This window comes from Streptomyces sp. NPDC041968 (assembly GCF_055589025.1).
Genome location: NZ_JBVJCB010000002.1, coordinates 17,223 through 37,574 on the forward strand (window position 1 = coordinate 17,223; position 20,352 = coordinate 37,574).

Here is a 20,352-nt window from a genome sequence, read left to right on the forward strand (position 1 = left end):
TCGACCACGACGGTTACGACGGTGCGGTGCGGCGGTAGCGGCCCGCACGGGGCCTGCCTGAGCCGTGGCGGAGCCGGGCCCGCGCGAGGGGCCGGCCGCACACGCCTGGGACGCCCGCCCCCGGACGGTGTCGCGGGGAGGGGCGTCCGCGGGACCGGCCCGGCTCCCGTCTACGCCGTGCGGCGCTGCGGGTTCACTGGCCGGCCGAACGCGTGTGCACGACCTGGTAGGTGTTGCTGTAGGGCTGGCCGGCGACGACGGCGCGGACGCGGCCCACGGCCGCCTTGCGGGCCTCGTCCTGGTCCTGGGGGGCCTGGTCGCGGTAGGCCTCCCAGGCCTGCTTGCTGTCCCACTGGGAGTAGGAGATGACGAAGGCGCCCTCCAGGCCGCGGGCGCGCAGTCCCTTGAGGACGACGTGCGCGCGGAAGCCGGGGACCTGGGCGAGGAAGGCCTGGCCGGGGCCGAGGGCGTCCAGGGCCTCCTCCTGTCCCTGGGGGGTGACCGGGAAGACGGTGAAGACGGTGTAGGCGTCGACGTCCGGGCCGATCTCGATCTTCCCGCCGAGCGCGTCGGAGGTCAGCGTGTGGGCGACCTCGTTCTGCATGAGGCGGATCGAGGTGGTGATCTCGCCGAAGACCGGCAGGGTGCGGTGCTTGAACTCCTCGCCCGCGTACCGCTTCTCCAGGTCCTCGCCGCTGCGCCACTGGATGAAGTTGAGGGTGCCGTAGGAGTCGACGCCGGAGTGCACGGTGGAGGACATCCAGCCCTCGTACGTGGCCGCGTCGACGATCTTCGTCATCTCCTCGATCAGCTTGTCCTGCTTCTCGGGAGTGTCCGTGGTGAACAGGTTCAGGACGGTGAGGTGCTTGTCCTCGGCGGAGATGATGGGCATGGGTCTGTCGTTTCCCTTCGCAAGGTGGGCGGCGCCCGGGGCGGGCGGCGGGGCGGGGCGGGTCTCAGGCGGTGGGACCGAACCAGCGGTCCAGGGCGGTGACGAGGCCGTCGGTGCCGGCCCCCAGCGGGGCGACCCAGGCGACGTAGCCGTCGGGGCGCACGAGGATGCCGTCCACCGGCGCCTCGCAGCCGTCGAAGTCGGCGGCGACCAGGTCGACGCGGTCGGCCCAGCCGGCCGCGGCCGTGCGCAGGCCCCGGTCGCCGCCGAGCTCCAGGAGCACGGCGCGCCCTCGGCGCAGCAGCGAGTAGAAGGCGGTCTTCTCGCCGTCGACGACCAGTTCGCGGTCGGGCAGGCGGCGGCCGAGCAGCGGGTGGTCGCCGTCGCCGACGTCGTGGCGGATGTCCAGTCCGGTGACCATGCCGGCCAGGTGCTGCTGGACGGAGGTGTGGGCTCCCATGAGTTCGGCCAGCACCTCGCGCATCGGGGTGATCTCCTCACCGCCGAGGTAGAGGATGCGCTGGGCGAGGGTGTTGGTCAGGATCCGCTCCCCCACCGGGTGGCGCTCGCTGTGGTAGGTGTCCAGCAGCCCTTCGGGGGCGCGGCCGCTGATGTCCAGGGCCAGCTTCCAGCCCAGGTTCACGGCGTCCTGCACGCCCGCGCTCATGCCCTGCGCGCCGATCGGCAGGTGGATGTGCGCGGCGTCGCCGGCCAGGAAGACGCGGCCCTTGCGGTACTGGGCGGCCTGGCGGCTGACGTCGGTGGTGGAGCTGACCCACAGCGGGGTGGCGGCGCTGATGTCCTCGCCGGTCAGCTTCTGCCAGGTGCCGGCGACCTCCTCGAAGGTGATCGCCTCAGGGTCGGTGCGCAGCGGCTGGGAGCTGTCGAAGTAGATGACGCGGCAGCGGTCGGGGCCCATCGGGATGACCATGACCATGCCGCCGGGGACCCGCTCACCGCTGAAGCGGGGCCGCAGTTGCACTCCGGCCACGTCCGCGAAGCGCAGCTCGATCGCCGGCTCGGTGCCGGGGAAGTCGATGCCGGCGAGCTTGCGCACGCTGCTGCGGGCGCCGTCGCAGCCCACGACGTAGCGGGCGCGCAGGGAAAGGGGGGAGCCGTCGGCGTCGGCGGCCTCGACGGTCACCGAAGTGCCGTTGTCCTGGAGCGCGGTGACCTCGTACCCGCGGCGGACCTCGGCGCCCAGCTCGCGCGCCCAGCCGCCCAGGATGCCCTCGGTGCGGGCCTGCGGGATGCCGCGCGCCCCGTAGGAACCGCCCTCGATCACCTGGTAGTCGAGCGGTACGCCGCCGAAGTGGCCGACGGGAATGACACCGACCTCACCGAAGCGGTCCATGAGACCGCGCTGCGCGAACTCCTCGATGGTCCGCGCGGAAAATCCCAGCGCACGGGATTCCTTAATCGGTTCGGCGAGTTTGTCGAGCACCACCACCGATATTCCAGCAAGCCTCAATTCACCTGCGAGCATGAGACCGGTGGGACCGGCTCCCACGACAATGACGTCCGAATCGTAGAGTTCCATCTGCCCTCTTCTCACTGGTGTTCAGCCAGTATGGAGAGAGCGGCGGGCGGGCGTAAATAGACGCTGTTACAGGTCTTGTGCAGTGAATGCCAGAAAAACGTGCGGTACGTCAGAGCTTCGACAAACGCTCTTGCCGCGGGCGCTTGGGATGACGGCATTCTCGAACATGACCTCCACCCTGACGAACGATCAATCGGCATACGGTCTCGATGTCGGCGCGCGCGCCGAGGTCGCCGGCCTCCTCGACCGCTACCTCCTGTCGCTGGACGACGGGGAACTCGACGAGGCGTGGGCGGCAAGCCTGTTCACGAAGGACGCGGTGGTGGCGTTCCCGGTCAGCCGCCACGAGGGCGTCGAGGGAATGGCCGCCTACCACCGGGCGGCGCTGTCGGCGTTCGCGGCCACCCAGCACCTGGGCTCCCCGGCGGTGGTCGAGGGGGACGGGCAGCGGGCGGTGCTGAGGGCGAACCTGATCTCCACCCATGTGCACCACGCCCGCCACACGCAGGGCGAGGGGGCGCGGGCGCCGCTGTTCTCCACGGGCACCTTCGTCGACGGGCAGGCCCGGCGCACCGAACAGGGCTGGCGGCTGAACCTGCTCACCTTCCGGCTGCTGTGGTCGCAGGGCTCGCCGCCCCCGCGCTGACCCGCACACGCCTGCGCGGCGCCCCCCTTCCCTGGTCTCGGGAATGGGGGCGCCGCGCAGGCGTGTGTGCGGGTCAGGTGTTGAGGCTGAGCACCCGGTCGACCGCGATCTCGATGACCACCCGGCCCGGCGGGGTGGGCGGGGCCGACCAGTAGCGGCGGGCGTAGAGCCGGGCGCCGCGCTCCACCCGGGCGGGGTCGGCGACCACCTCGGCGGTGCCCTCCAGGGTGACCCAGCGAAAGCCGTCCACCTGGCACAGTGCCACCCGGCCGCCGGGCGCGGCCAGCAGGTTGCGGGCCTTGCGCGAGGTGGAGACCGTCATCACCCGGGCCAGGCAGGCGGCCGCGTCCCAGGTGAAGCGGACCGGTGCCACGTGCGGGGTGCCGTCGGGGCGCAGGGTGGTGAACGCGGCGACGAGCACCGTGGTGGTCAAGAACGCCTCGACCGAGTCGGGCACCGTGACGGCGTCCGGGCGCTGTATCGAGGGCGGCATACGGGTGTCCTCACTTCCAAGGGGGGGCACGGTGCGGGCGGCGGCAGCGGCAGCGGCGGTGGGTGCGTGGGGGGGGTGGGCGGGGCCGGCCGGTGTGCCCGGGCCAGCATGCCGTGGCGCGCTCGACCCTGGCTTGACGCCCCAGGTGCGCGGTGCGCGCCGCGGTGCCGGGCGCCGGTGGCGTGCGGGTGGGTCAGGGCGGGTGCGGGGGGCAGCCGGCGGGGCGGTCGGGCGGGCGCCGCGGGCGCAGGCGGGAGGTGCGCGGGGCGCCGGTGTGCCCGGCGGGGGTGCGCGGCCGCGGGGCGATCGCCGGCAGCGGCTGTCCCCGCAGGACGTCCAGCACGGTGGCGGTGGTGGTCCCCTCGCCGGTGCGGGGCAGGTGGTCCAGCAGCCGGGCCAGGTGGTCGGCGAGCAGGTGCGCGTCGCGGTCGCACACGCGGCTGCGGTCGTGGACGACGGCGAAGGTCAGCGAGCCGTCGACGCCGGGGTGCACGAGCAGGGCCAGGGGCAGGCCGCCGGGGCCGGTGCCGCCGGTGCCCTCCGCCTCCAGGACGGCGCCGGCGGCGGCGAGCCGGGCCCGGGGGCCGGCCGGCGGGCGCGGCACGCTCTCCACCGACACCAGGCTCTCGAAGAGTTCCCCGCCGGCCGTGGCGGTGGCACCGCGGCCGCTCCAGCGGTGGATGCGGGCGGTGGAGACCCATTCGTAGGCGGCCATGTCCAGGGCGCGGTCGCGCAGCTGCGCCAGCAGCAGCGCGAGCGGCTGGCGGGGGTCGACGCACACCGCCATCGGCAGGCAGGTGCGCAGCGGTCCGGGCAGCCGCTCGGCGCCCTCCAGGGCGATGCCGCGCCCGGAGACGGCGACGCCGAAGCCCACCGCCGCCACCGGTCCGCCGGCGGCGGCCCGGTACAGCAGCAGCGCCCACAGCATCTGCACGGCGCTGGAGTCGGGCACGCAGCGCAGCGCCGCCCAGTGGTGCAGGCGGGCGGCCTCGCGCGGGCCGAGACGGACCTCGACGCGGCCGGGGCCGCGCTGGCCGGTGGGGGGCCCGGGCCGGGCCGGCAGCAGGGCGAGGGGGCCGGCGGGCAGGGCGGTGCGCCACCACTGGTGGGCGGGGGCGGTGTCCTGGCGCTGCAGCCAGGCGCTCCAGTCGCGCAGGTCGGGCCGGCGTTCGCCGCCGGGCAGGGTGCCGCCCGCCAGGTAGGCGCGGCAGAACTCCTCCAGCAGGAGGTGGACGCTGTAGGCGTCCAGCAGGGCGTTGGGGAAGGTGAGCACCACCCGGGTGGCCGGCCCGGCGGTGCCCGTACAGGGGCCGGGCAGGTCCAGGAGGGTGATGCGCAGCGGGGCGGGGCGGCGCAGGTCGAAGCCGCGCAGGCGCTCGCGTTCCAGCAGGTGCTCCCAGTCGGCGCTGCCGGCGCGGTGGCGGACGACGTCGGCGCGGGCGCGGTCGTGGAGGATCAGGCGCGGGGCGGGGGCCGGGTGGAGGGCGGCCCGCAGGACGCTCTCGCGGTCGATGACGGACTGCCAGGCGGCGGTGAACCGCTCGGTGTCCAGCGGTCCGCTCCAGCGCCAGGTCAGCTGCTCGACGTGGCGTCCGGCCTCCCGGTGCCCGCCCGGGCCGTGCAGCAGGTGGTGCAGCAGGCCGTGCGGGGGCCAGGGGGCCGTCGTGGCGGGGCGGCGCGGGCCGGCGGGGCGGCCGCGCGGGGGGCGCGGGCGGTGCTGCCTCGCCATGGGTCGCCCTCCTCGGATCGCCGCCGGCTCGCCCGCGGGCCGGCCGGCCGTGCGGGGGTGCGGGAGCGGTGCGGTGGGCGCGGTGCTCCCCGGGCACCGTGGCACAGGCTCCTGCCGGGGCCCTGACAGGGCGCTGACGCGGCTGCAGAAACGCCGGAGAAACGCTTCTTCATGGGTGGGGCACGGGTCGGGCCCGGGGGGCCGGGGGCCGGCCGGGGGGCCGGGGGGGGGCCGGGTCCGGATTGCCGGGCGGCCCGCGGGTGTTGGGCGCCCGCGGGTGTTGGGTCCTGCGGGTGTTGGGTCCTGCGGGTGTGAGTCCGACGGGTGCTGCGCGGCGGGGTGGTGAGCGTTCTGGGGTGCTGGTCCCGGCCGGGGGTGCGGGGCGGCGGGGGTGCGAGCCCGGCGGGGGTGGTGGGGGGTGGGGTCAGTCGGGTGGGGCGGTGTCGGTCATGGCGGCGAGGAAGCCCTCGTCGAGCATGGTGGTGGCGGAGGTGTCGTCGGCGGTGCTGAGGCCGGCGTCGTGGCAGGCGACGCTGAGCAGGTAGCGGTCCATGACGGGGTAGGTGGCGAAGCCCCATTCGCCGCCCGTGACGGGGGTGCCGTCGGGGGCGCACAGCCGGCCGCCGCTGAAGCCGAACTCCTTGAAGCCCAGGCGCAGTCCCTGGCCGAGGGCTTTGCTGTAGGCCTCTTTCTGGGTCCACAGGCGCAGGACGCGGGCGGCGCGTCGGCCGGCGGGCAGCAGGTCCAGTTCCCGTGCCTCGGCGGGGGTGAGGACCTGGCGCTGGAGCAGGTCCAGGCGCAGGGGGCGCTGGGCGGGCTCGACGTCCACGCCGATGCGGCCGGTGCGGCTGAGGCCGACGGCGATCAGGTCGCCGGTGTGGCTCAGGCTCAGTTCGATCTGGTCGAAGCCGCGCAGGTAGGGGCGTCCGCCCAGCCGGTAGGCGAGGTCGAGGTGTTCGGGCGGGACGGCCAGGGCGGCGGCGGCGGTGTTCTTGATCAGCAGCCGGGAGGCGGCGAAGCGGTAGCGGACCGCCGCGTCGGGGGTGCGGCGGTAGCGGGGCCAGTCGGCGCCGAGCAGTTGCGGCAGGCGCCGGGTGGTGAGCACGCTGGGCAGCCATTCGCTCCAGGTCGTGCAGACCAGCGCGTTGCCGAGGGTGGCGAGGTTCTCCCGTACCCCGGGCCAGGGCCCGGTGGGCCGTGGCACGTGGAGGGGCACGGCGCACGTGACCCGGTCCATCGTCGTCTCCCTGCGTGTGAGTGCTCCCGCCGGCCGGTGGCGGCCGGGGTGCGTGAGGTGCGGGTGGGGGGGGTGGGGTGTTCAGTGGGCCAGGGCGGTGGCGTACAGGTCGAGGCTGTGTCCGTGGCGGCAGCGGTCCAGGGCTTCGGCCAGGACGGTGTGCTGGGCCTGGGGCGGCAGGTCGGGTACCGGGGCGCCGAGCCGGCGGGCGATGCGGCTGAGGGCGAGGACCGCCCAGGCGGGGTCGGCGAGGAAGGTGTCGTGGCCGGTTTGGCCCTCGAAGACGCCGAGGCAGGCGGCGGCGGACAGCAGCAGGGCGTAGCGGTCGGCCAGGGCGCAGGCCAGGGGGTCGACGGCGGTGCTGGAGGCGGGCAGCTGGGCGCAGCGGTCGCGCAGGGTGCGCAGTTCCGCCACGAGGGTGCGGGCGAGGGTGGCCAGGGTGGTGTGCAGGGGCCCGGCGCTGTGGGTGCTGAGGCGTTCGGCGGCGGCGATGAGGGTGGCGGCCAGGAGGTCGCCGGTGCCCGAGTGGGTGAGCCGGGTGTGGTCCAGGGGTGGCAGGGGTGCGCCGGGGGTGAAGAGCTGGGCGGGCCCTTCGGCGGAGCGGAACCAGGCGGTGCGGGCCAGGGCGGCCAGTTGCGGGACCAGGACGGCCTGGCAGACGGCTGTTCCGGAGTGTCCCAGGCCGGCCACGGGCAGGTCCCGGGCCAGTTTCTGGAAGCCGCCGTACAGCGGTCCGCGGTCGTAGCCGCGGGCGCCCAGGACGGCGGCGAGTTCTTCCAGGTCCTCGCGCAGCAGGTCGGGCATGGTGTATTTGACGGCGGCGGCCAGGAGGTAGGCGTCCTTCGGGGCGAGGCTGAGGGCGCGCAGGGCGGTGACGGCCATGGCGTCGCAGGCCAGCAGGTCCGCGAAGACTCCGCTGAGGGCTTTGTGCCAGCGGCGGGCGGGCTGGTGGCCGGGGCGGTGCTCGGTGGCGGCGCGGACGGCCAGGCGCAGGACGCCGTCGACGCCGGCCAGGACCGTGCCGGGGATGAGGCCGTGGCTGATCTGGAAGCTGCGCAGGGCCAGGGTGATGCCCTGGCCCGGGGTGCCGACCAGGGCGCTGTCGGGCAGGTGCACGTCGTTGAGGCGCAGGCCCGAGAAGCGGGCTCCGCGCATGCCGGGCATCCGGACGCGGGAGAGGCGCTGGACCTGGCCGCGCTCGGGCGGTCCGGTCAGCAGGAACACGGAGTGGCTGCGGGGTCCGTGGCGCGGGGAGGTGCGGGCGTAGACGACGAAGGTGTCGGTGCGGTCGGCGTTCATGACCGCGTCCTTGCTGCCGTTGAGGAGGTAGCCGCCGCCGGGGGCGGGGGTGGCGGCGACTTCGCGGCGCAGGATGGCGTTGGCGTGGGCGACCTCGCGGTGCACGATCGCGGCGCGGCCGCCGCCGAGCAGGACGCCGGCCAGGGCGGTGCGCTGGGCCGGGTCGCCGGCGGTCCACACCGAGGAGGCGGCGAACAGGGAGGTGACGCCGAAGCCGTAGCCGGCGGCGAGGTCGCGGCGGAAGAGGGGGCGCAGCACGCGGGCGAGTTGTTCGAGGTCGGTGAGGCGGCCGCCGAGGTCGTGGGGGACGAATTCGGCGCTGAGCCGGTGGCGGGCGAGCAGGGCCTCGGTGGCGTGGGGGCTCTGGCGGGCGTCGTCGGCGCGGATCAGGGCCAGGTGTCCGTGGGGATTTCGGGGGTCGAAGGGGTCGCCGAGGGCGGCCTCCAGCCGGGCGGCGCGGGCGGGTTCGCCCCTGTCGTGTGCCGGCGCCGAGCCGTGCCGGGCACCGGCAGGCGCGGGTGCGGGGACGGCTGCGGGTGCGGGGGGCGGGAGGGGGCCGGGGTGGGGGGTGCGGTCTCCGGTGCCGGTGGGGGCCGGGCCGGCCGGGGCGGTCACAGGGCCCTTACCGCGCCGCTGGCGTGGCGGGTGGCGTGTTCGAGGACGTGCCGTGCGGTGCGGGACAGTTCGTCCTGCACGCGGCGGGCGGTGTCGGGGCCGGTGGCGTCGTCGCTGAGCAGCACGTTGTGGCGCACGCTCACGTCCACTCCGGCGGGGTGGGGGTCCAGGGACCATTCGCCGGTGTAGGCGGCCAGGGGGGTGCGGGGGTGCAGGTGCTTGTGCACGAGGCGGCCGGCGCCGGGGAAGCTGATGCGTACGGCGCGGGTGCCGGTGGCGGCGTGGCCGTCCAGGGCGAGGGTCTGGATGCCGGGGGTGTCCTCCAGCACGCTCACCGGGCGGGTGTAGGCCAGTTCCTCGGGCCAGTCCCCGGCGCGGTAGAGGAAGTCCAGGACCAGCTCGGCGGGTGCTTTGATCCTGACGGTGTCCTCGAAGGTGAGGGTGAGGTCGTCCAGGTGGGTCCAGCGTTGGGCGAGGCGGGCCAGGCCGTCGAGCTGGGCGCGGCTGTTGGCGCGGGTGACCTGCAGGGCCCAGGCGGCGTCGGCTCGGTCGTCGCCGGTGACGGTGAAGGCGTGTTCCAGGCGTACCCGGCTCTCTTCGCCGGCCGCGTGCACGCTCCATGTGCCGCTCATCGACTCGATGGGGCGTGAGGGCAGTTCCTGGCGGAAGCGGACGCGGTGGGCCGCCACGTCCAGGTTCCGGTGGGAGACCCAGGAGCTGACGCGGTCGCCGGCCAGTGCCCACATGCGCAGTCTCTCGCGGGTGCCGTCGAAGTCGAGCTGTTCGACGTGCAGGCACGGGGAGAAGAACAGCGGCCACACGGTGGCGTCCGCTATCAGGCCGTACAGCACTCCGGCCGGGGCCGGAACGTTCACTTCACAGGCACTGCGGTGCACTCGCGCATCCGGCATCGTCCACACCCTCCGTCGTCCAAGGCGTCGCCGCCGTGCCGGGTCCCTGGCCGACCGCGGGTGCCGCGGTCCTGCGGGGGCGGGCGCGGCGGCCCGTTGTGCTGCGGCTCTTCGTCGACCCTGTCCGGAACCGCTCGGGATCGGCCCGGGCCCGGCTCGAATCCCTCTGGAGCAGGTTGACCGGGACGCGCGGGGCGGGGGGTGTGCCGGTGCTCCAGCGGCGCGCGGGGAGCGCTTGAGGGGGCGGGCGGACGGTGGCGGCCGGTGGTGCGCCGCCCGTCCCCTCCCCCCGGGGGGCGGCGCGCCGGTCACGGGGGGTGCGGTGGGACAGGGAGGTGGCGGGGTGGGGTTCTTTCGTCGGCGCTTTCGTCCGCGCCGGTTCGTGCGCGGTCTGTGGGAGGGGCTGGTCACCTACGGGCGGCTGTGCATCGGCGGGGAGACGGCGCCCTATGAGGAGGTGCGCCCGCGGGAGGGGTGGCGGCAGCCGCCGCCGGGTCATCCCGAACGGGTGCGCGGTGATGTGCCGTTGACGCCGTTGGAGCGGCGTCTGGCCCGTGAGCTGGGCGGCCGCCGCTCCGGCAAGGACCGCGGCGCGGCCTAGCCGCCGGCTGCGGGCCCCGTGCGGGCCGCTCCCGGGCCCCGTGCGGCCTGCCCCTCCGGGGCCCGCCGCCGGTGCGGTGGCCCGGGGGCCGGGTGGCCGGGGGGCCGAGGGCCCGGGGTGGGGGGCCGGGGGTGGGGGGGCCGGGGGTGGGGGTGGGGGTCAGGGGGTGGGGGCTTGGAGTACGGCGGCGGAGTTGAAGCCGCCGCGTCCGCGGGCCAGGACGAGGGCGGTCTTCAGGTGGGGCAGGGGGCGGGGGGTGGTGACGAGGTCCAGGGGGCAGTCGTCGGCGAGGTGTGCGGTGCCGGTGGTGGGCGGCACGATGCCCGCGGCCAGGGTGAGCAGGGCGGTGGCCAGGTCCAGGGCGGCGCCTCCGGCGCCCAGGCGTCCGGTCATCGTCTTGGGCACGGTGACGGGGACGCCGTAGGGACCGAACAGGGTGGTCAGGGCGTGGCTCTCGGTGCGGTCGGCGGTGCGTTCGCCGGCGCCGTCGGCGAAGACGACGTCGATCTGTGCGGGGGTCAGGCCGGCCTGGGTGAGGGCGAGTTCGGCGGCTTCGCGCAGGCGGGGCCGGCCGGGGCCGTCGAAGGTGGCGGCGCAGCCGGCGACGGTGCCGTAGCCGGTGGCGCCGCGGCGGCGGGCGCGGCGGGCGTCCTCCAGGACCAGCAGGGCGCCGCCTTCGCCGACGGTGTGGCCGTCGGCGTCGGTGTCGAAGGGCCGGTAGGCGCGGGCGGGGTCGGGGTGGGGGCTGAGGCGGCCGTCGGCGAGGTGGGCGGCCCAGCCCCAGGGGCACAGGGTCGAGTCGATGCCGCCGGTGACCATGAGGGGGGCGCCGTCGCGGATGTGGCGGCGGGCGCGGGCGAGGGCGTCGATGCCGCCGGCCTGTTCGCTGATGAGGGCGGAGCCGTGGCCGCGCAGGCGGTGGCGGATGGAGATCTGGGCGGGGGCGGCGGCGTGGAAGGAGGCGAAGGACTGGTAGACGCTGACGTGTGCGGCGCCCTTGCTCCACAGGGCGGCCAGGCCGCGTTGTCCGTACTCGGCGCCGCCGGCGGAGCTGGCGGTCATGACCCCGGCCTGTTGCAGGGCCTGGTCGTCGGGGTCGGTGCCGGCGTCGTCGAGGGCTTCGCGGGCGGCGGCCAGGGCCAGGCGGGTGCTGCGGTCGGTGGAGGGCAGCAGGGTGCTGGGGATGTGGTCGGCGTCGGTGAAGGCGGTGATCTCGCCGGCGATGCGCACGGGGTAGGGGGAGGCGTCGAAGCGGGTGAGGGGGCCGATGCCGCTGCGGCCGGTGAGCAGGGCGTGCCAGTAGGCGGGGGCGCCCAGGCCGTTGGGGGCCATGATGCCGATGCCGGTGACCAGTACCTGGTGGGGGCGGGGCGGGCCGGCGCGGTGCGGGCGGGGGCCGGGGGCGTGGTTCATGCCGCCTGCCCCAGGTGGGGGCGGGTGAGGACGGCGGCGGTGTGGAAGCCGCCGAATCCGCTGGCGACGCTCAGGACGGTGTGGGTGCGCTGCTGGCGGGCGATGAGCGGGGTGTAGTCCAGGTCGCAGGTGGGGTCGGGTTCGTGGAGGTTGGCGGTGGGGGGGACGACGCCGTGGCGGATGGCCAGGGCGCCGGAGGCCAGGTCGAGGGCGCCGGCGGCGCCCAGGGCGTGGCCGATCATCGATTTGATGGAGCTGACGGGCACCCGGTGGGCGTGGTGGCCCAGGCCGGCTTTGAAGGCGTGGGTCTCGTGGCGGTCGTTGTGGCGGGTGCCGGCGCCGTGGGCGCTGATGTAGTCGATGTCGGCGGGGTTGAGCCGTGCGCGGTCCAGTGCGGCGCGGATGGCGGCGGCCATCTCCTGGGCGCCGGGGCGCAGTGCGGTCATGTGGTGGGCGCTGCTGTGGGCGGCGGTGGCGGCCAGTTCGGCGTAGGGGGCGGCGCCGCGCCGGCGGGCGTGTTCCTGTTCCTCCAGGACCAGGACGGCCGCGCCTTCGCCCAGGACGAAGCCGTCGCGGGTGCGGTCGAAGGGGCGGCTGGCGGTGGCGGGGTCGTCGTTGCGGCTGCTGGTGAGGCGGAGGCGGTCGAAGCAGGCCATGGTGATGGGGGCGATGGGTGCTTCGGCGCCGCCGACGACGGCCAGGTCGGTGCTGCCCTCGCGGATGAGGTCGGCGCCGTGGGCGACGGCGTCCAGGCCGGAGGTGCAGCCGCTGGAGACGAGGCCGACGGGTCCCTGGGCGCCGCAGTCGCGGGCGAGGGCGGCCGCCAGGGAGCTGGGGACGAAGTAGTCGTAGAGGGACGCGGCGGCCGCGGTGTGGTCGAGGTCGGCGGTGTTGCCGCAGTCGCTGAGGACGGCGTACTGGGTGGCCAGGGCGGTGGTGCAGCCGATCGCGGTGCCCAGGCTGACCGCGCAGCGCAGCGGGTCGCGGGCGAGGTGGTCGCCCACGCCGCTGTCGGTGAGGGCTTCGCGGGCGGCGACGAGCGCGAACTGGGTGATGCGGTCCAGGTGTTCGGTGTCGGCGAAGGCGAAGCCGTGGGCGGCGGCGTCGAAGTCGACCTCGGCGGCGATGCGGGAGCGGTAGGCGGAGGCGTCGAAGAGGGTCAGGGGGCGGGTGGCGGTGCGGCCGTCGGTGAGCAGGTTCCAGAAGTTCTGGGTGCCCACCCCGCCCGGGGCGACGACTCCGATGCCGGTGATCACGACACGTCTCACCGGCCGCCTCCGGCCGCGGCGGCGCTGCTGTGGGCGCGGCAGGCGCGGCCCACGTGCCGGGCCAGGCCCGGGGAGCTGGCGAAGAAGTGGCCGCCGGCGACGGTGTGCAGTTCGATCAGGTCGGTGGTCCACTGCTGCCAGTGCCGCAGTGCGGCGGGGGCGGCCAGCGGGTCGTCGCTGCCGGCGAAGACGAGGACGGGGACGTCCACGGGGCCTCCGGTGACCGGGTCCAGGGCGGCGTTGCGCAGGGACTTGGCCAGGCGCAGGTCGTCGCGCAGGACGGGCAGGAAGGTGCGCCGCCACAGTCCGCCGGGGGAGGCGGAGGCGCCCGGCGGCAGCGAGCCGATGCTGTCGAGCAGGGGCAGCAGGTCCTCGTCGGGCAGGTCCGCGCCGTCGACCAGGGCGGTGGTGGTGTGCGGGGGCGGGCAGGCGCCCACCGCCAGGAACAGCGGCGGCGCGCCGGCGTCGGCCAGGGCCCGGGTGAGGGTGTAGCCGACCAGGGCGCCCATGCTGTGCCCGTACAGGGCGTAGGGGCCGCGGCGGGCGGTGGCGAGCAGGCCGGGCATCAGGTCGGCCAGCAGTTCGGTGCGGCCGCTCAGGCGGGGCTCGCGGCGGCGTGCCTCGCGGCCGGGCAGCGGCAGGGCGTGCACGTCGACGCCGTCGCCGACCGCTGTGCCCCAGCCGCGGTAGCTGGCCACGCCGGCGCCGGCGTGGGCGAGGCAGGCCAGGGTGACCCGGGCGGGCCCTTCCTGGCGGGCCTTGGAACTCGAAGCCATCCGTCGCCTTCCTCGTGAGCGGCCGGGCCCGGGGTGCGGCGGGCGGGGCCCGGGCACGGTGCGGTGGGATGCGGGCACGGTGGGGTGGGGTGCGGGCACGGTGCGGTGGGGTGTGCTGTCCGGTTCCTGCCTCTCCCCCGCCCCCGTGCCCGGGCCTGCTGCGGCTGCCGGGCCCGCCCCCGCTTGCGGGCCCGGCAGCGGGAGCGGGTGCGGGCCGGGGTGCGGGGTGAGCCTCGCCCCCGCGGCTCGTGCGGCGCTCGACCCGGCGCCCCGGGCGGTCCGGGGGCGGCCGGCGGGCCGTGCCGTGCGCGGCGGCCGGGGTGTCATGCCGCGTACAGGTCGAACGTCGAGGAGCGGCGGGCTCCGGCGGCGACGTCCAGCTGCGGGTCGACGGCGAGCATCGCCTGGTGCAGCCGCTGCAGTTGCGGGGAGGGTTCGACGCCGAGTTCTTCGATGAGGCGCTGGCGCAGTCTGCGGTAGACGTCGAGTGCGGCGGCCTGGCGCCCCGAGCGGTACAGGGCCACCATCGCCTGGGAGTGCAGCCCTTCGTGCTGGGGGTGGCGGGCGACCAGGTCGGTGAGTTCGGCGATGAGTTCCACGTGCCGGCCCAGGCGCAGTTCGGCGTCGATGCGGCGTTCGCGGGTGACCAGGCGGCTCTGTTCCAGGCGCATCACCTCGATCTCCAGGATGGGTCCCACCCGTACGTCGACCAGGGCGGGCCCGTCCCACAGGTCCAGGGCCGTGCGCAGCACCGCCGCGGCGCGTTCGTCCTCGCCGTCCTCGAAGGCCTGGCGTCCTTCCTGGACGAGGCGTTCGTACTGGAAGGCGTCGACCGCCTCGGCGGGTATCTGCAGCAGGTAGCCGCCGTAGCGGGTGGCGAGGACGTCCTTGGCCGAGCCCGGCACGTCCGGGCCCATGGCGGTGCCCAGCAGGCGGCGCAGCTGGAGGATGTAGGTCTGCAGGGTGGTCATCGAGCTCTGCGGCAGTTCGGTGCCCCAGATCTCCTCCATGAGGGTGGGGACCGGTACGACCCGGCCAGGGCACAGGGCGAGCAGCGACAGGATCTGCCGGGGCTTGCCCGCGGTGGGCACGACCGAGATTCCATTGAATTCGGCGTTCAACGCACCCAGGACTTGTATTTTCACGATTCCCTCCGCAAGTTGTCAGGGCGGTCGGTTCTGAGCCGTTGATAGAGCGTTTAGATACTGTCGTGTTCCGCGTTCCCGTGTCATTCCCGCCACTCTGCGGCAAGAGGAACCGGACGTTTCTTGCACCGGGGCGCGAGAGCGGCTCGAGTATGTCTCGTTCCGCACGGCAAGTGGCGACGTAAAAGCGTTCCGGCCACCCGGTATACGGCCGTGCGGCGGCGCTTCCCTTTTTCGTGCCGGGCCCGGGCCGTGCGGGGGCGGCCGGGGTGCGGACGGGGGCGGGCGGGGGTGAGTGGGGGTGGCCGGGGTGCGGGCGGGGGCGGTCGGTGCGGTGGGGGTGCGGCGTGGGGGTGTCCCGCGGCGCTGTGGGCGTCCTCACCCGTCCCGCGTGGGTGGGGTGCTCCGGGGGCGGGCGGGGCGGGTGGCGGCTCGAGGATTTTTCCATGCCGGTTTGCGGGCGGCTGGGGAATCGTGCGCCGAAAACGGGGGTCGGCTACTGTCCGGGCACAAGGAAGTGCATCTGCTATTCGTGAGGGAAATATCAGGGCCGCGCCCCCGGGTCGGCGGGTGCGGCGGAGGTGTTTCCCGGGCAAGGGCGAGATGGAGTTTCGGATTCTTGGGCCGGTTCAGATTCACGACGAGCGGGCCGGTGCGCGGATCGTTCCCGCCGGCGCCAAGCAGCGGGCGCTGCTGGGTGCGCTGATCGTGCGGGCCGGCCAGGTGGTGCCCAGCGAGCGCCTGGTGGAGGAGCTGTGGGGTGCGTGTCCCCCGGCGAACGCCGCCAACGCGCTGCAGGCCCATGTGGCGCGGCTGCGGCGGCTGCTGGCGGCGCCCGTGTCCCCGTGCGGGGCGCCGGCCGGGGGGTGGGTGCAGACGTGCCCGCCGGGTTACGTCCTGCGGCTGGGGTCCGCGGCCACCGACGCGCAGCGTTTCGAGCGGCTGGCCGCGCGGGCGGGGACGCTGGCGGCGGGTGCGCCGGGCCGGGCGGCGGACGTGCTGCGGCAGGCTCTGGCGCTGTGGCGGGGGCCTGCCCTGCACGGCTGCGGGCAGGGGCCGGTGTGCTCGGCGGGTGCGGTGCTGTGGGAGGAGAGCCGGCTGCTGGCGTGGGAGCTGCTGTTCGACGCCAGTCTGCGGGCCAACCGCGGTGCGGAGATCACCGGGGAGCTGCAGGAGCTGGTGGCCGTTCATCCGCTGCGGGAGCGGTTCTACGAGCAGTTGATGGCGGCGCTGCTGGGTGCGGGGCGGCGGGCGGAGGCGCTGGGCACCTACGACCGGGCGCGCCGGCGGCTGGCCCGTGACCTGGGGGTGGCGCCGGGTGCGGTGCTGCGCGGGTGCCGGGAGGCGGCCCTGCACCCGCCGGGCCCCGCCGACGCGGCACCGGCACCGGCACCGGCACCGGCGCCGGCGCCGGCGGAGGCCGAGACGGCGGGGGCGGGGGCGCTGGGCGCGGAACTGGCCCGGGTGCGCCGGCAGGTGGAGCTGCTGCGCCGGGAACAGGGCGAGCTGTCGGCCCGCCTCGCCCGCCTCACGTCCCACGGGCCGGCCCCAAGCCCGAGCCGGGCCGGCCCGCGCGAGGCGTGACCCGGCGGGCGCCGGCGCCCGCGCCAGCCGTGATTCCGGTGAGCGCCGGCGGCCTGCTGGAGCCAGGGGCCCTGCGGGCCCCGGTGGCCCGCAGGAGCGGTGATCCCGTCAGCACTGGCGGCCTGCCGAAGCCGTGACCCTGGGGGCCCCGGTGGTGCGTGGTGTGCGGGGGCCTGCCCCCGGCCGCCCGTGGAGCCCTGCGATCCTGGCCGCCGGCAGGGCGTCGGCCTGCGGGCTCCCGGCCGGCCCGTAGGGGACGTGAGGCCGGGAAGGCCCGGGGGCCGAAAGCCCGTTGCGGCCGGGGGCTGTTGGGGCCAGGCGGCCTGTGAGGCCCGGGGGCCTGTGAGGCCCGGGGGGGTCAGCGGGTGACGAGCCGGCTGCCGGTGGCTGTCCCGGCGCTGGTGGTGGTGCCGGCGGCAGGGGCGGCGGTGGCGGGGGCGGGGGCTTCGGGGCGGGCGACGAGGATGGAGCGCTGCAGGCGGCTGAGGGCGGCGGAGGGTTCCAGGCCCAGTTCGTTGACGAGGGTGCTGCGCAGGCGCTGGTAGGCGTTGAGGGCCTCGCCGCGTCGGCCGGAGCGGTGCAGGGCCAGCATGAACTGTCCGTGCAGGCTCTCGTGCATGCGGTACTGGCTGACCAGCACCGTCAGTTCCGACAGCAGTTCGCGGTGGCGGCCCAGGCGCAGGTCGGCCTCGATGCGCTGGTCCAGTGCGCACAGCCGGGCCTCTTCCAGGCGCTTGATCTCGGTGTCGATGAGGAGGCCGGCCTGGATGTCGGTCAGGGCGTGGCCGTTCCACAGGGACAGGGCGTCGGCGAGCCGGCGGGCGGCGCCGGCGTAGTCCTCGGCGTCCATGGCCCGGTAGCCGGCTCCGGCGCGCTGGTCGAACTCCCGGTAGTCGACGTGGCCGCCGCGGGTGTGCAGGCGGTAGCCGCCCGGGACGGTGGCCAGGATGTCCTTGGCGGTGCAGCGCTCGTCGGGTCCGTGGGCGAGGGCCTCGGCGATCAGCTCGCGCAGCTGCAGCACGTAGGTCTGCAGGGTGGTGCGGGCGCTGCGCGGGGGGCGCTGGCCCCACAGCTCGTCGATGAGCGCGCTGACGGGGACCACCTGGTCGGCGTTGAGGGCGAGCAGGGCCAAGACCTGGCGCGGTTTGGGAGCGGTCGGCACGACCGGCACCCCGTGCTCGCGCACCGACAGTGTTCCCAGCACTTCGACGTCCACGTTTCCCCCATGAGTCAGACCGCAGGCCGGGTGGTCCGCTGCTGCGTCGCCCGGTGACCGGGAACCGGTACGCGGCTCCAGACCCGATAAAAAAACAGCACAGTCGGTTTGTCAATGTGGGTTCAGCGAGGCACCCGGTTACCGCCGGGATCCGGTCAGTCACTGATCGAACACCTGCCCGTGACCCTTTCGTGAGCAGGCGGTCTCGCCCGGCGCACCGCCGACGATGCGCCACCGGGGGGCCAAAACACGTCCTGTCCAGCGAAGGGAGACGTTGGCCGAAAAACTCCGCCGGATCCGGCCCGGGGCCACGGGGACTCCCGGACCGGCAGAAGTCCCCTTCAGGGCGGGTATGGGCGAGTTGTGGCGGTGTTGCCCCGTCGGCAGGGGCCTGGTAACAGACCGTGCGGTCTCTGCCAGGCGGGGTGGGGGCAGCGTTGCGGCGGATGCGGCGGGTGCCGGGCAGGGCTGCGCCGGGGGCGGGCCGGGTGGCGCCCCCGGGCCGGGCGGCGGGGCTGCGGCGGGGCGCCGGGCAGGGCCGGACACGGGGCCGCCGGACACGGGGCTGCGAGGCGGTGAGGGGGCGGTGGGTGGCGGGGTGGGGGCTGCGGGGCGTGGGGGGCGGGGCGGGGGTCAGCGGGGGACGGAGCCGCCGGCTTCCAGGGCGGGCAGGAGGGGGGCGGGGACGAGTGCGGGCAGCAGGAGGCGCCAGAACTGGGTGACGGTGGCCCGTGAGAGCCACACGTCGTCGCGGGTGCCCAGGACCTCGAAGCCGACGGTGACGGCGACCACGGCGGCCACCACGCCCTCCCGGGCCACGTTCTCGCGCAGTTCCCCGTGGCGGGCGGCGCTCTCGACCATGGCCCGTACCCAGGTGTGCCAGCGCAGCCGCAGGTCGGTGCGGGCCACCCGGCCGGCCTCCCCGCTCAGTTCGAAGCCGGCCCGCAGGACCACGTCCTGCTGCAGGCGGCAGGCGAGTTCGTGGGTGGCGTCGACCAGGCGCTGCACGGTGGCGGCGGGGGTCTTCCTGCCGCGGGTGGTGATGGTCTGCAGGACGGCCGCCGCGCTCGCCTCGACCGCGTCGGCCAGGATCGCCTTGCTGGCGAAGTGGAAGTGCAGTGCGCCGTTGCTCACGCCCGCCCTGGAACTGATCAGGGTGAGCGAGGCGGCGGTGAAGCCTTCGTGGTGGAAGACCTCGGCCGCCGAGTGGATGAGCGCCTCGCGGGTGCGCACTGCACGTTCCTGTCTGACCATCATCTGCTCCGTCACTGCGGTGGGTTGCCGTGCTTCCGGGACGGCACGTCGGCGTGCTTGGTGCGGAGCATCGCCAGGGACCTGATGAGCACCTCGCGGGTCTCGGCGGGATCGATGACGTCGTCGACCAGGCCGCGTTCGGCCGCGTAGTAGGGGTGCATGAGCTCGGCCCTGTACTCCTTGACCATCTTCTGGCGCATGGCCTCGGGGTCCTCGGCGGCGGCGATCTGGCGGCGGAAGATGACGCCGGCGGCGCCCTCGGCGCCCATCACCGCGATCTCGTTGGCCGGCCAGGCGAAGGTGAGGTCGGCGCCGGTGGACTGGGAGTCCATGACGATGTAGGCGCCGCCGTAGGCCTTGCGCAGGATCAGCGAGATGCGGGGCACGGTGGCGTTGCAGTACGCGTACAGCAGCTTGGCACCGTGGCGGATGATGCCGCCGTGCTCCTGGTCGACGCCGGGCAGGAACCCGGGCACGTCCACGAGGGTGACGACGGGGAGGTTGAAGGCGTCGCACATCTGCACGAAACGGGCGGCCTTCTCGCTGGCCTCGATGTCCAGGACGCCGGCCAGGGCCATGGGCTGGTTGGCGATGATGCCCACCGCCTGGCCGCCCAGCCGCCCCAGAGCGCAGATGATGTTGCGGGCCCAGCGCTCGTGGACCTCCAGGAACTCGCCGTCGTCGACGATCTCCCCGATGACCTCGCCCATGTCGTAGGGGCGGCTGCCGTCGGCGGGGACCAGGTCCAGCAGCGTCTCGCAGCGCCGGCCGGCCGGATCCGAGCCCGGCACGCAGGGCGGGTACTCCCGGTTGTTCTGCGGCAGCAGGGACAGCAGGTAGCGCACCTCCGCCAGGCAGGTCTCCTCGTCGTCGTAGGCGAAGTGCGCCACCCCGGAGGTCTCGGCGTGCACGTCCGCGCCGCCCAGGCCGTTGTGGGTGATCTCCTCGCCGGTGACGGCCTTGACCACGTCGGGGCCGGTGATGAACATCTGCGAGGTGTCGCGGACCATGAACACGAAGTCCGTCAGCGCCGGGCTGTAGGCCGCGCCGCCCGCGCACGGGCCCAGCATCACGCTGATCTGCGGGATGACGCCCGAGGCCCTGGTGTTGCGCTGGAAGATGCCGCCGTAGCCGGCCAGCGCCGAGACGCCCTCCTGGATACGGGCGCCCGCCCCGTCGTTGAGGGAGACCAGCGGCGCACCGGCCGCGAGGGCCATGTCCATGATCTTGTGGATCTTCGTGGCGTGGGCCTCGCCCAGCGCACCGCCGAAGATCCGGAAGTCGTGCGCGTAGACGAAGACGGTGCGGCCCTCCACCGTGCCCCAGCCGGTGATGACACCGTCGGTGTACGGCTTCTTCGCCTCCAGCCCGAACCCGGTCGCCCGGTGCCGGCGCAGCTGCTCCACCTCCTGGAAGGAACCCGGGTCCAGCAGCAGGTCGATGCGCTCCCTCGCGGTCAGCTTGCCCCGGGCGTGCTGCGCCGCCGTCGCCTTCTCCCCCGGCCCGGCCAGCGCCTGGGCCCGGACCGCGTGCAGCTCCGCCACGCGGCCCTGCGCACCCGAAAGCGGCGCGGACACCTGGGGAACGTCATTGAGGACTGTCACGATGCCTCCCTTCCGTCATGGCGCAGCCGGACCACCCCCAGCGTAACGAACCGTCCGTGCGGTTTTTAGTGGGGGTGGGGATTGCGCGCATGAATCAGCCATGAACGTGCCTGCCGGCACCCGGTGCCG

The 20,352-nt window shown here is 75.1% G+C and carries 17 protein-coding genes; 3 read left to right on the forward strand and 14 right to left on the reverse strand.

Translation table 11 applies throughout. The annotated features are described in order from the left end of the window. Window positions 1–193 precede the first annotated feature (193 nt). On the reverse strand, window positions 194–892 hold the full coding sequence (locus ACZ6EG_RS05275) for an antibiotic biosynthesis monooxygenase family protein (RefSeq protein WP_391972901.1): 699 nt from the start codon (window positions 890–892) through the stop codon (window positions 194–196). Window positions 893–956: 64 nt separating this feature from the next. Then, window positions 957–2,432 (reverse strand): FAD-dependent monooxygenase, encoded by a 1,476-nt coding sequence (locus tag ACZ6EG_RS05280; protein ID WP_469601739.1) that lies wholly within the window; start codon window positions 2,430–2,432, stop codon window positions 957–959. A gap of 166 nt (window positions 2,433–2,598) precedes the next feature. Here ACZ6EG_RS05280 and ACZ6EG_RS05285 point away from each other — a divergent pair, with 166 nt between their 5' ends. After that, the gene (locus ACZ6EG_RS05285; protein ID WP_391972899.1) at window positions 2,599–3,078 is read left to right on the forward strand and encodes a nuclear transport factor 2 family protein; all 480 of its coding nucleotides are present in this window, start codon (window positions 2,599–2,601) and stop codon (window positions 3,076–3,078) included. 73 nt (window positions 3,079–3,151) lie between these two features. Here the strand turns inward: ACZ6EG_RS05285 and ACZ6EG_RS05290 are convergent, their stop codons facing one another. The 5 genes from ACZ6EG_RS05290 to ACZ6EG_RS05310 all read right to left on the reverse strand — a co-directional run bounded on the left by ACZ6EG_RS05290 (window position 3,152) and on the right by ACZ6EG_RS05310 (window position 9,362). Continuing rightward, a complete protein-coding gene (locus ACZ6EG_RS05290) occupies window positions 3,152–3,571 on the reverse strand; it encodes a pyridoxamine 5'-phosphate oxidase family protein (RefSeq protein WP_391972898.1) in 420 nt (139 codons plus the stop codon). A 193-nt stretch (window positions 3,572–3,764) separates the two neighbouring features. Next, the gene (locus tag ACZ6EG_RS05295) at window positions 3,765–5,300 is read right to left on the reverse strand and encodes a condensation domain-containing protein (RefSeq protein ID WP_469601743.1); all 1,536 of its coding nucleotides are present in this window, start codon (window positions 5,298–5,300) and stop codon (window positions 3,765–3,767) included. 424 nt (window positions 5,301–5,724) lie between these two features. After that, complete coding sequence (locus tag ACZ6EG_RS05300; protein WP_356612487.1) at window positions 5,725–6,537, reverse strand: 4'-phosphopantetheinyl transferase family protein; 813 nt, start codon at window positions 6,535–6,537, stop codon at window positions 5,725–5,727. 81 nt (window positions 6,538–6,618) lie between these two features. Next, window positions 6,619–8,451 (reverse strand): acyl-CoA dehydrogenase, encoded by a 1,833-nt coding sequence (locus ACZ6EG_RS05305; protein WP_391972896.1) that lies wholly within the window; start codon window positions 8,449–8,451, stop codon window positions 6,619–6,621. After that, window positions 8,448–9,362, reverse strand: a complete 915-nt coding sequence (locus tag ACZ6EG_RS05310) for an aromatase/cyclase (protein WP_391972895.1) — start codon at window positions 9,360–9,362, stop codon at window positions 8,448–8,450. Before ACZ6EG_RS05310 ends, ACZ6EG_RS05305 begins: the two co-directional genes overlap by 4 nt. A 343-nt stretch (window positions 9,363–9,705) precedes the next feature. Between ACZ6EG_RS05310 and ACZ6EG_RS05315 the strand changes: the two genes are divergently transcribed. Next, window positions 9,706–9,963, forward strand: coding sequence for a DUF6059 family protein (locus ACZ6EG_RS05315; protein ID WP_469601748.1), 258 nt, complete (start codon window positions 9,706–9,708; stop codon window positions 9,961–9,963). Window positions 9,964–10,122: 159 nt separating this feature from the next. Here ACZ6EG_RS05315 and ACZ6EG_RS05320 read toward each other — a convergent pair whose 3' ends face one another. The 4 genes from ACZ6EG_RS05320 to ACZ6EG_RS05335 form a co-directional block, all read right to left on the reverse strand. Further along, window positions 10,123–11,376: a beta-ketoacyl synthase N-terminal-like domain-containing protein gene (locus ACZ6EG_RS05320; protein WP_469601751.1), complete on the reverse strand. Its 1,254-nt coding sequence runs from the start codon at window positions 11,374–11,376 to the stop codon at window positions 10,123–10,125. Then, entirely contained in the window at window positions 11,373–12,644 is a 1,272-nt protein-coding gene (locus ACZ6EG_RS05325; protein WP_391972892.1) for a beta-ketoacyl-[acyl-carrier-protein] synthase family protein, read from the reverse strand. The genes ACZ6EG_RS05320 and ACZ6EG_RS05325 overlap by 4 nt, the downstream gene beginning before the upstream one ends. Continuing rightward, window positions 12,641–13,420 carry a thioesterase II family protein gene (locus ACZ6EG_RS05330; protein ID WP_356612496.1) on the reverse strand — a complete coding sequence of 260 codons (780 nt, stop codon included), beginning with the start codon at window positions 13,418–13,420 and terminating at the stop codon, window positions 12,641–12,643. Before ACZ6EG_RS05330 ends, ACZ6EG_RS05325 begins: the two co-directional genes overlap by 4 nt. A gap of 323 nt (window positions 13,421–13,743) precedes the next feature. Beyond that, window positions 13,744–14,565, reverse strand: coding sequence for an AfsR/SARP family transcriptional regulator (locus tag ACZ6EG_RS05335; RefSeq protein WP_383650305.1), 822 nt, complete (start codon window positions 14,563–14,565; stop codon window positions 13,744–13,746). Window positions 14,566–15,168: 603 nt separating this feature from the next. On the opposite strand from ACZ6EG_RS05335, the gene ACZ6EG_RS05340 reads away from it, so the two are divergent. Beyond that, the gene (locus tag ACZ6EG_RS05340; protein WP_469601755.1) at window positions 15,169–16,149 is read left to right on the forward strand and encodes an AfsR/SARP family transcriptional regulator; all 981 of its coding nucleotides are present in this window, start codon (window positions 15,169–15,171) and stop codon (window positions 16,147–16,149) included. A 358-nt stretch (window positions 16,150–16,507) separates the two neighbouring features. Here the strand turns inward: ACZ6EG_RS05340 and ACZ6EG_RS05345 are convergent, their stop codons facing one another. The 3 genes from ACZ6EG_RS05345 to ACZ6EG_RS05355 form a co-directional block, all read right to left on the reverse strand. Then, window positions 16,508–17,365: an AfsR/SARP family transcriptional regulator gene (locus ACZ6EG_RS05345; RefSeq protein ID WP_469601758.1), complete on the reverse strand. Its 858-nt coding sequence runs from the start codon at window positions 17,363–17,365 to the stop codon at window positions 16,508–16,510. A gap of 633 nt (window positions 17,366–17,998) precedes the next feature. Next, window positions 17,999–18,598, reverse strand: coding sequence for a ScbR family autoregulator-binding transcription factor (locus ACZ6EG_RS05350; protein ID WP_391972889.1), 600 nt, complete (start codon window positions 18,596–18,598; stop codon window positions 17,999–18,001). A gap of 32 nt (window positions 18,599–18,630) precedes the next feature. Continuing rightward, the gene (locus ACZ6EG_RS05355; RefSeq protein ID WP_391972888.1) at window positions 18,631–20,223 is read right to left on the reverse strand and encodes an acyl-CoA carboxylase subunit beta; all 1,593 of its coding nucleotides are present in this window, start codon (window positions 20,221–20,223) and stop codon (window positions 18,631–18,633) included. Window positions 20,224–20,352 lie beyond the last annotated feature (129 nt).

What these genes read in the sequence shown, in the direction of transcription:
- ACZ6EG_RS05275 (WP_391972901.1), bottom strand. Translation starts at nt 892, where the DNA reads ATGCCCATCATCTCCGCCGAGGACAAGCACCTCACCGTCCTGAACCTG.
- ACZ6EG_RS05280 (WP_469601739.1), bottom strand. Translation starts at nt 2,432, where the DNA reads ATGGAACTCTACGATTCGGACGTCATTGTCGTGGGAGCCGGTCCCACC.
- ACZ6EG_RS05285 (WP_391972899.1), top strand. Translation starts at nt 2,599, where the DNA reads ATGACCTCCACCCTGACGAACGATCAATCGGCATACGGTCTCGATGTC.
- ACZ6EG_RS05290 (WP_391972898.1), bottom strand. Translation starts at nt 3,571, where the DNA reads ATGCCGCCCTCGATACAGCGCCCGGACGCCGTCACGGTGCCCGACTCG.
- ACZ6EG_RS05295 (WP_469601743.1), bottom strand. Translation starts at nt 5,300, where the DNA reads ATGGCGAGGCAGCACCGCCCGCGCCCCCCGCGCGGCCGCCCCGCCGGC.
- ACZ6EG_RS05300 (WP_356612487.1), bottom strand. Translation starts at nt 6,537, where the DNA reads ATGGACCGGGTCACGTGCGCCGTGCCCCTCCACGTGCCACGGCCCACC.
- ACZ6EG_RS05310 (WP_391972895.1), bottom strand. Translation starts at nt 9,362, where the DNA reads ATGCCGGATGCGCGAGTGCACCGCAGTGCCTGTGAAGTGAACGTTCCG.
- ACZ6EG_RS05320 (WP_469601751.1), bottom strand. Translation starts at nt 11,376, where the DNA reads ATGAACCACGCCCCCGGCCCCCGCCCGCACCGCGCCGGCCCGCCCCGC.
- ACZ6EG_RS05330 (WP_356612496.1), bottom strand. Translation starts at nt 13,420, where the DNA reads ATGGCTTCGAGTTCCAAGGCCCGCCAGGAAGGGCCCGCCCGGGTCACC.
- ACZ6EG_RS05340 (WP_469601755.1), top strand. Translation starts at nt 15,169, where the DNA reads ATGGAGTTTCGGATTCTTGGGCCGGTTCAGATTCACGACGAGCGGGCC.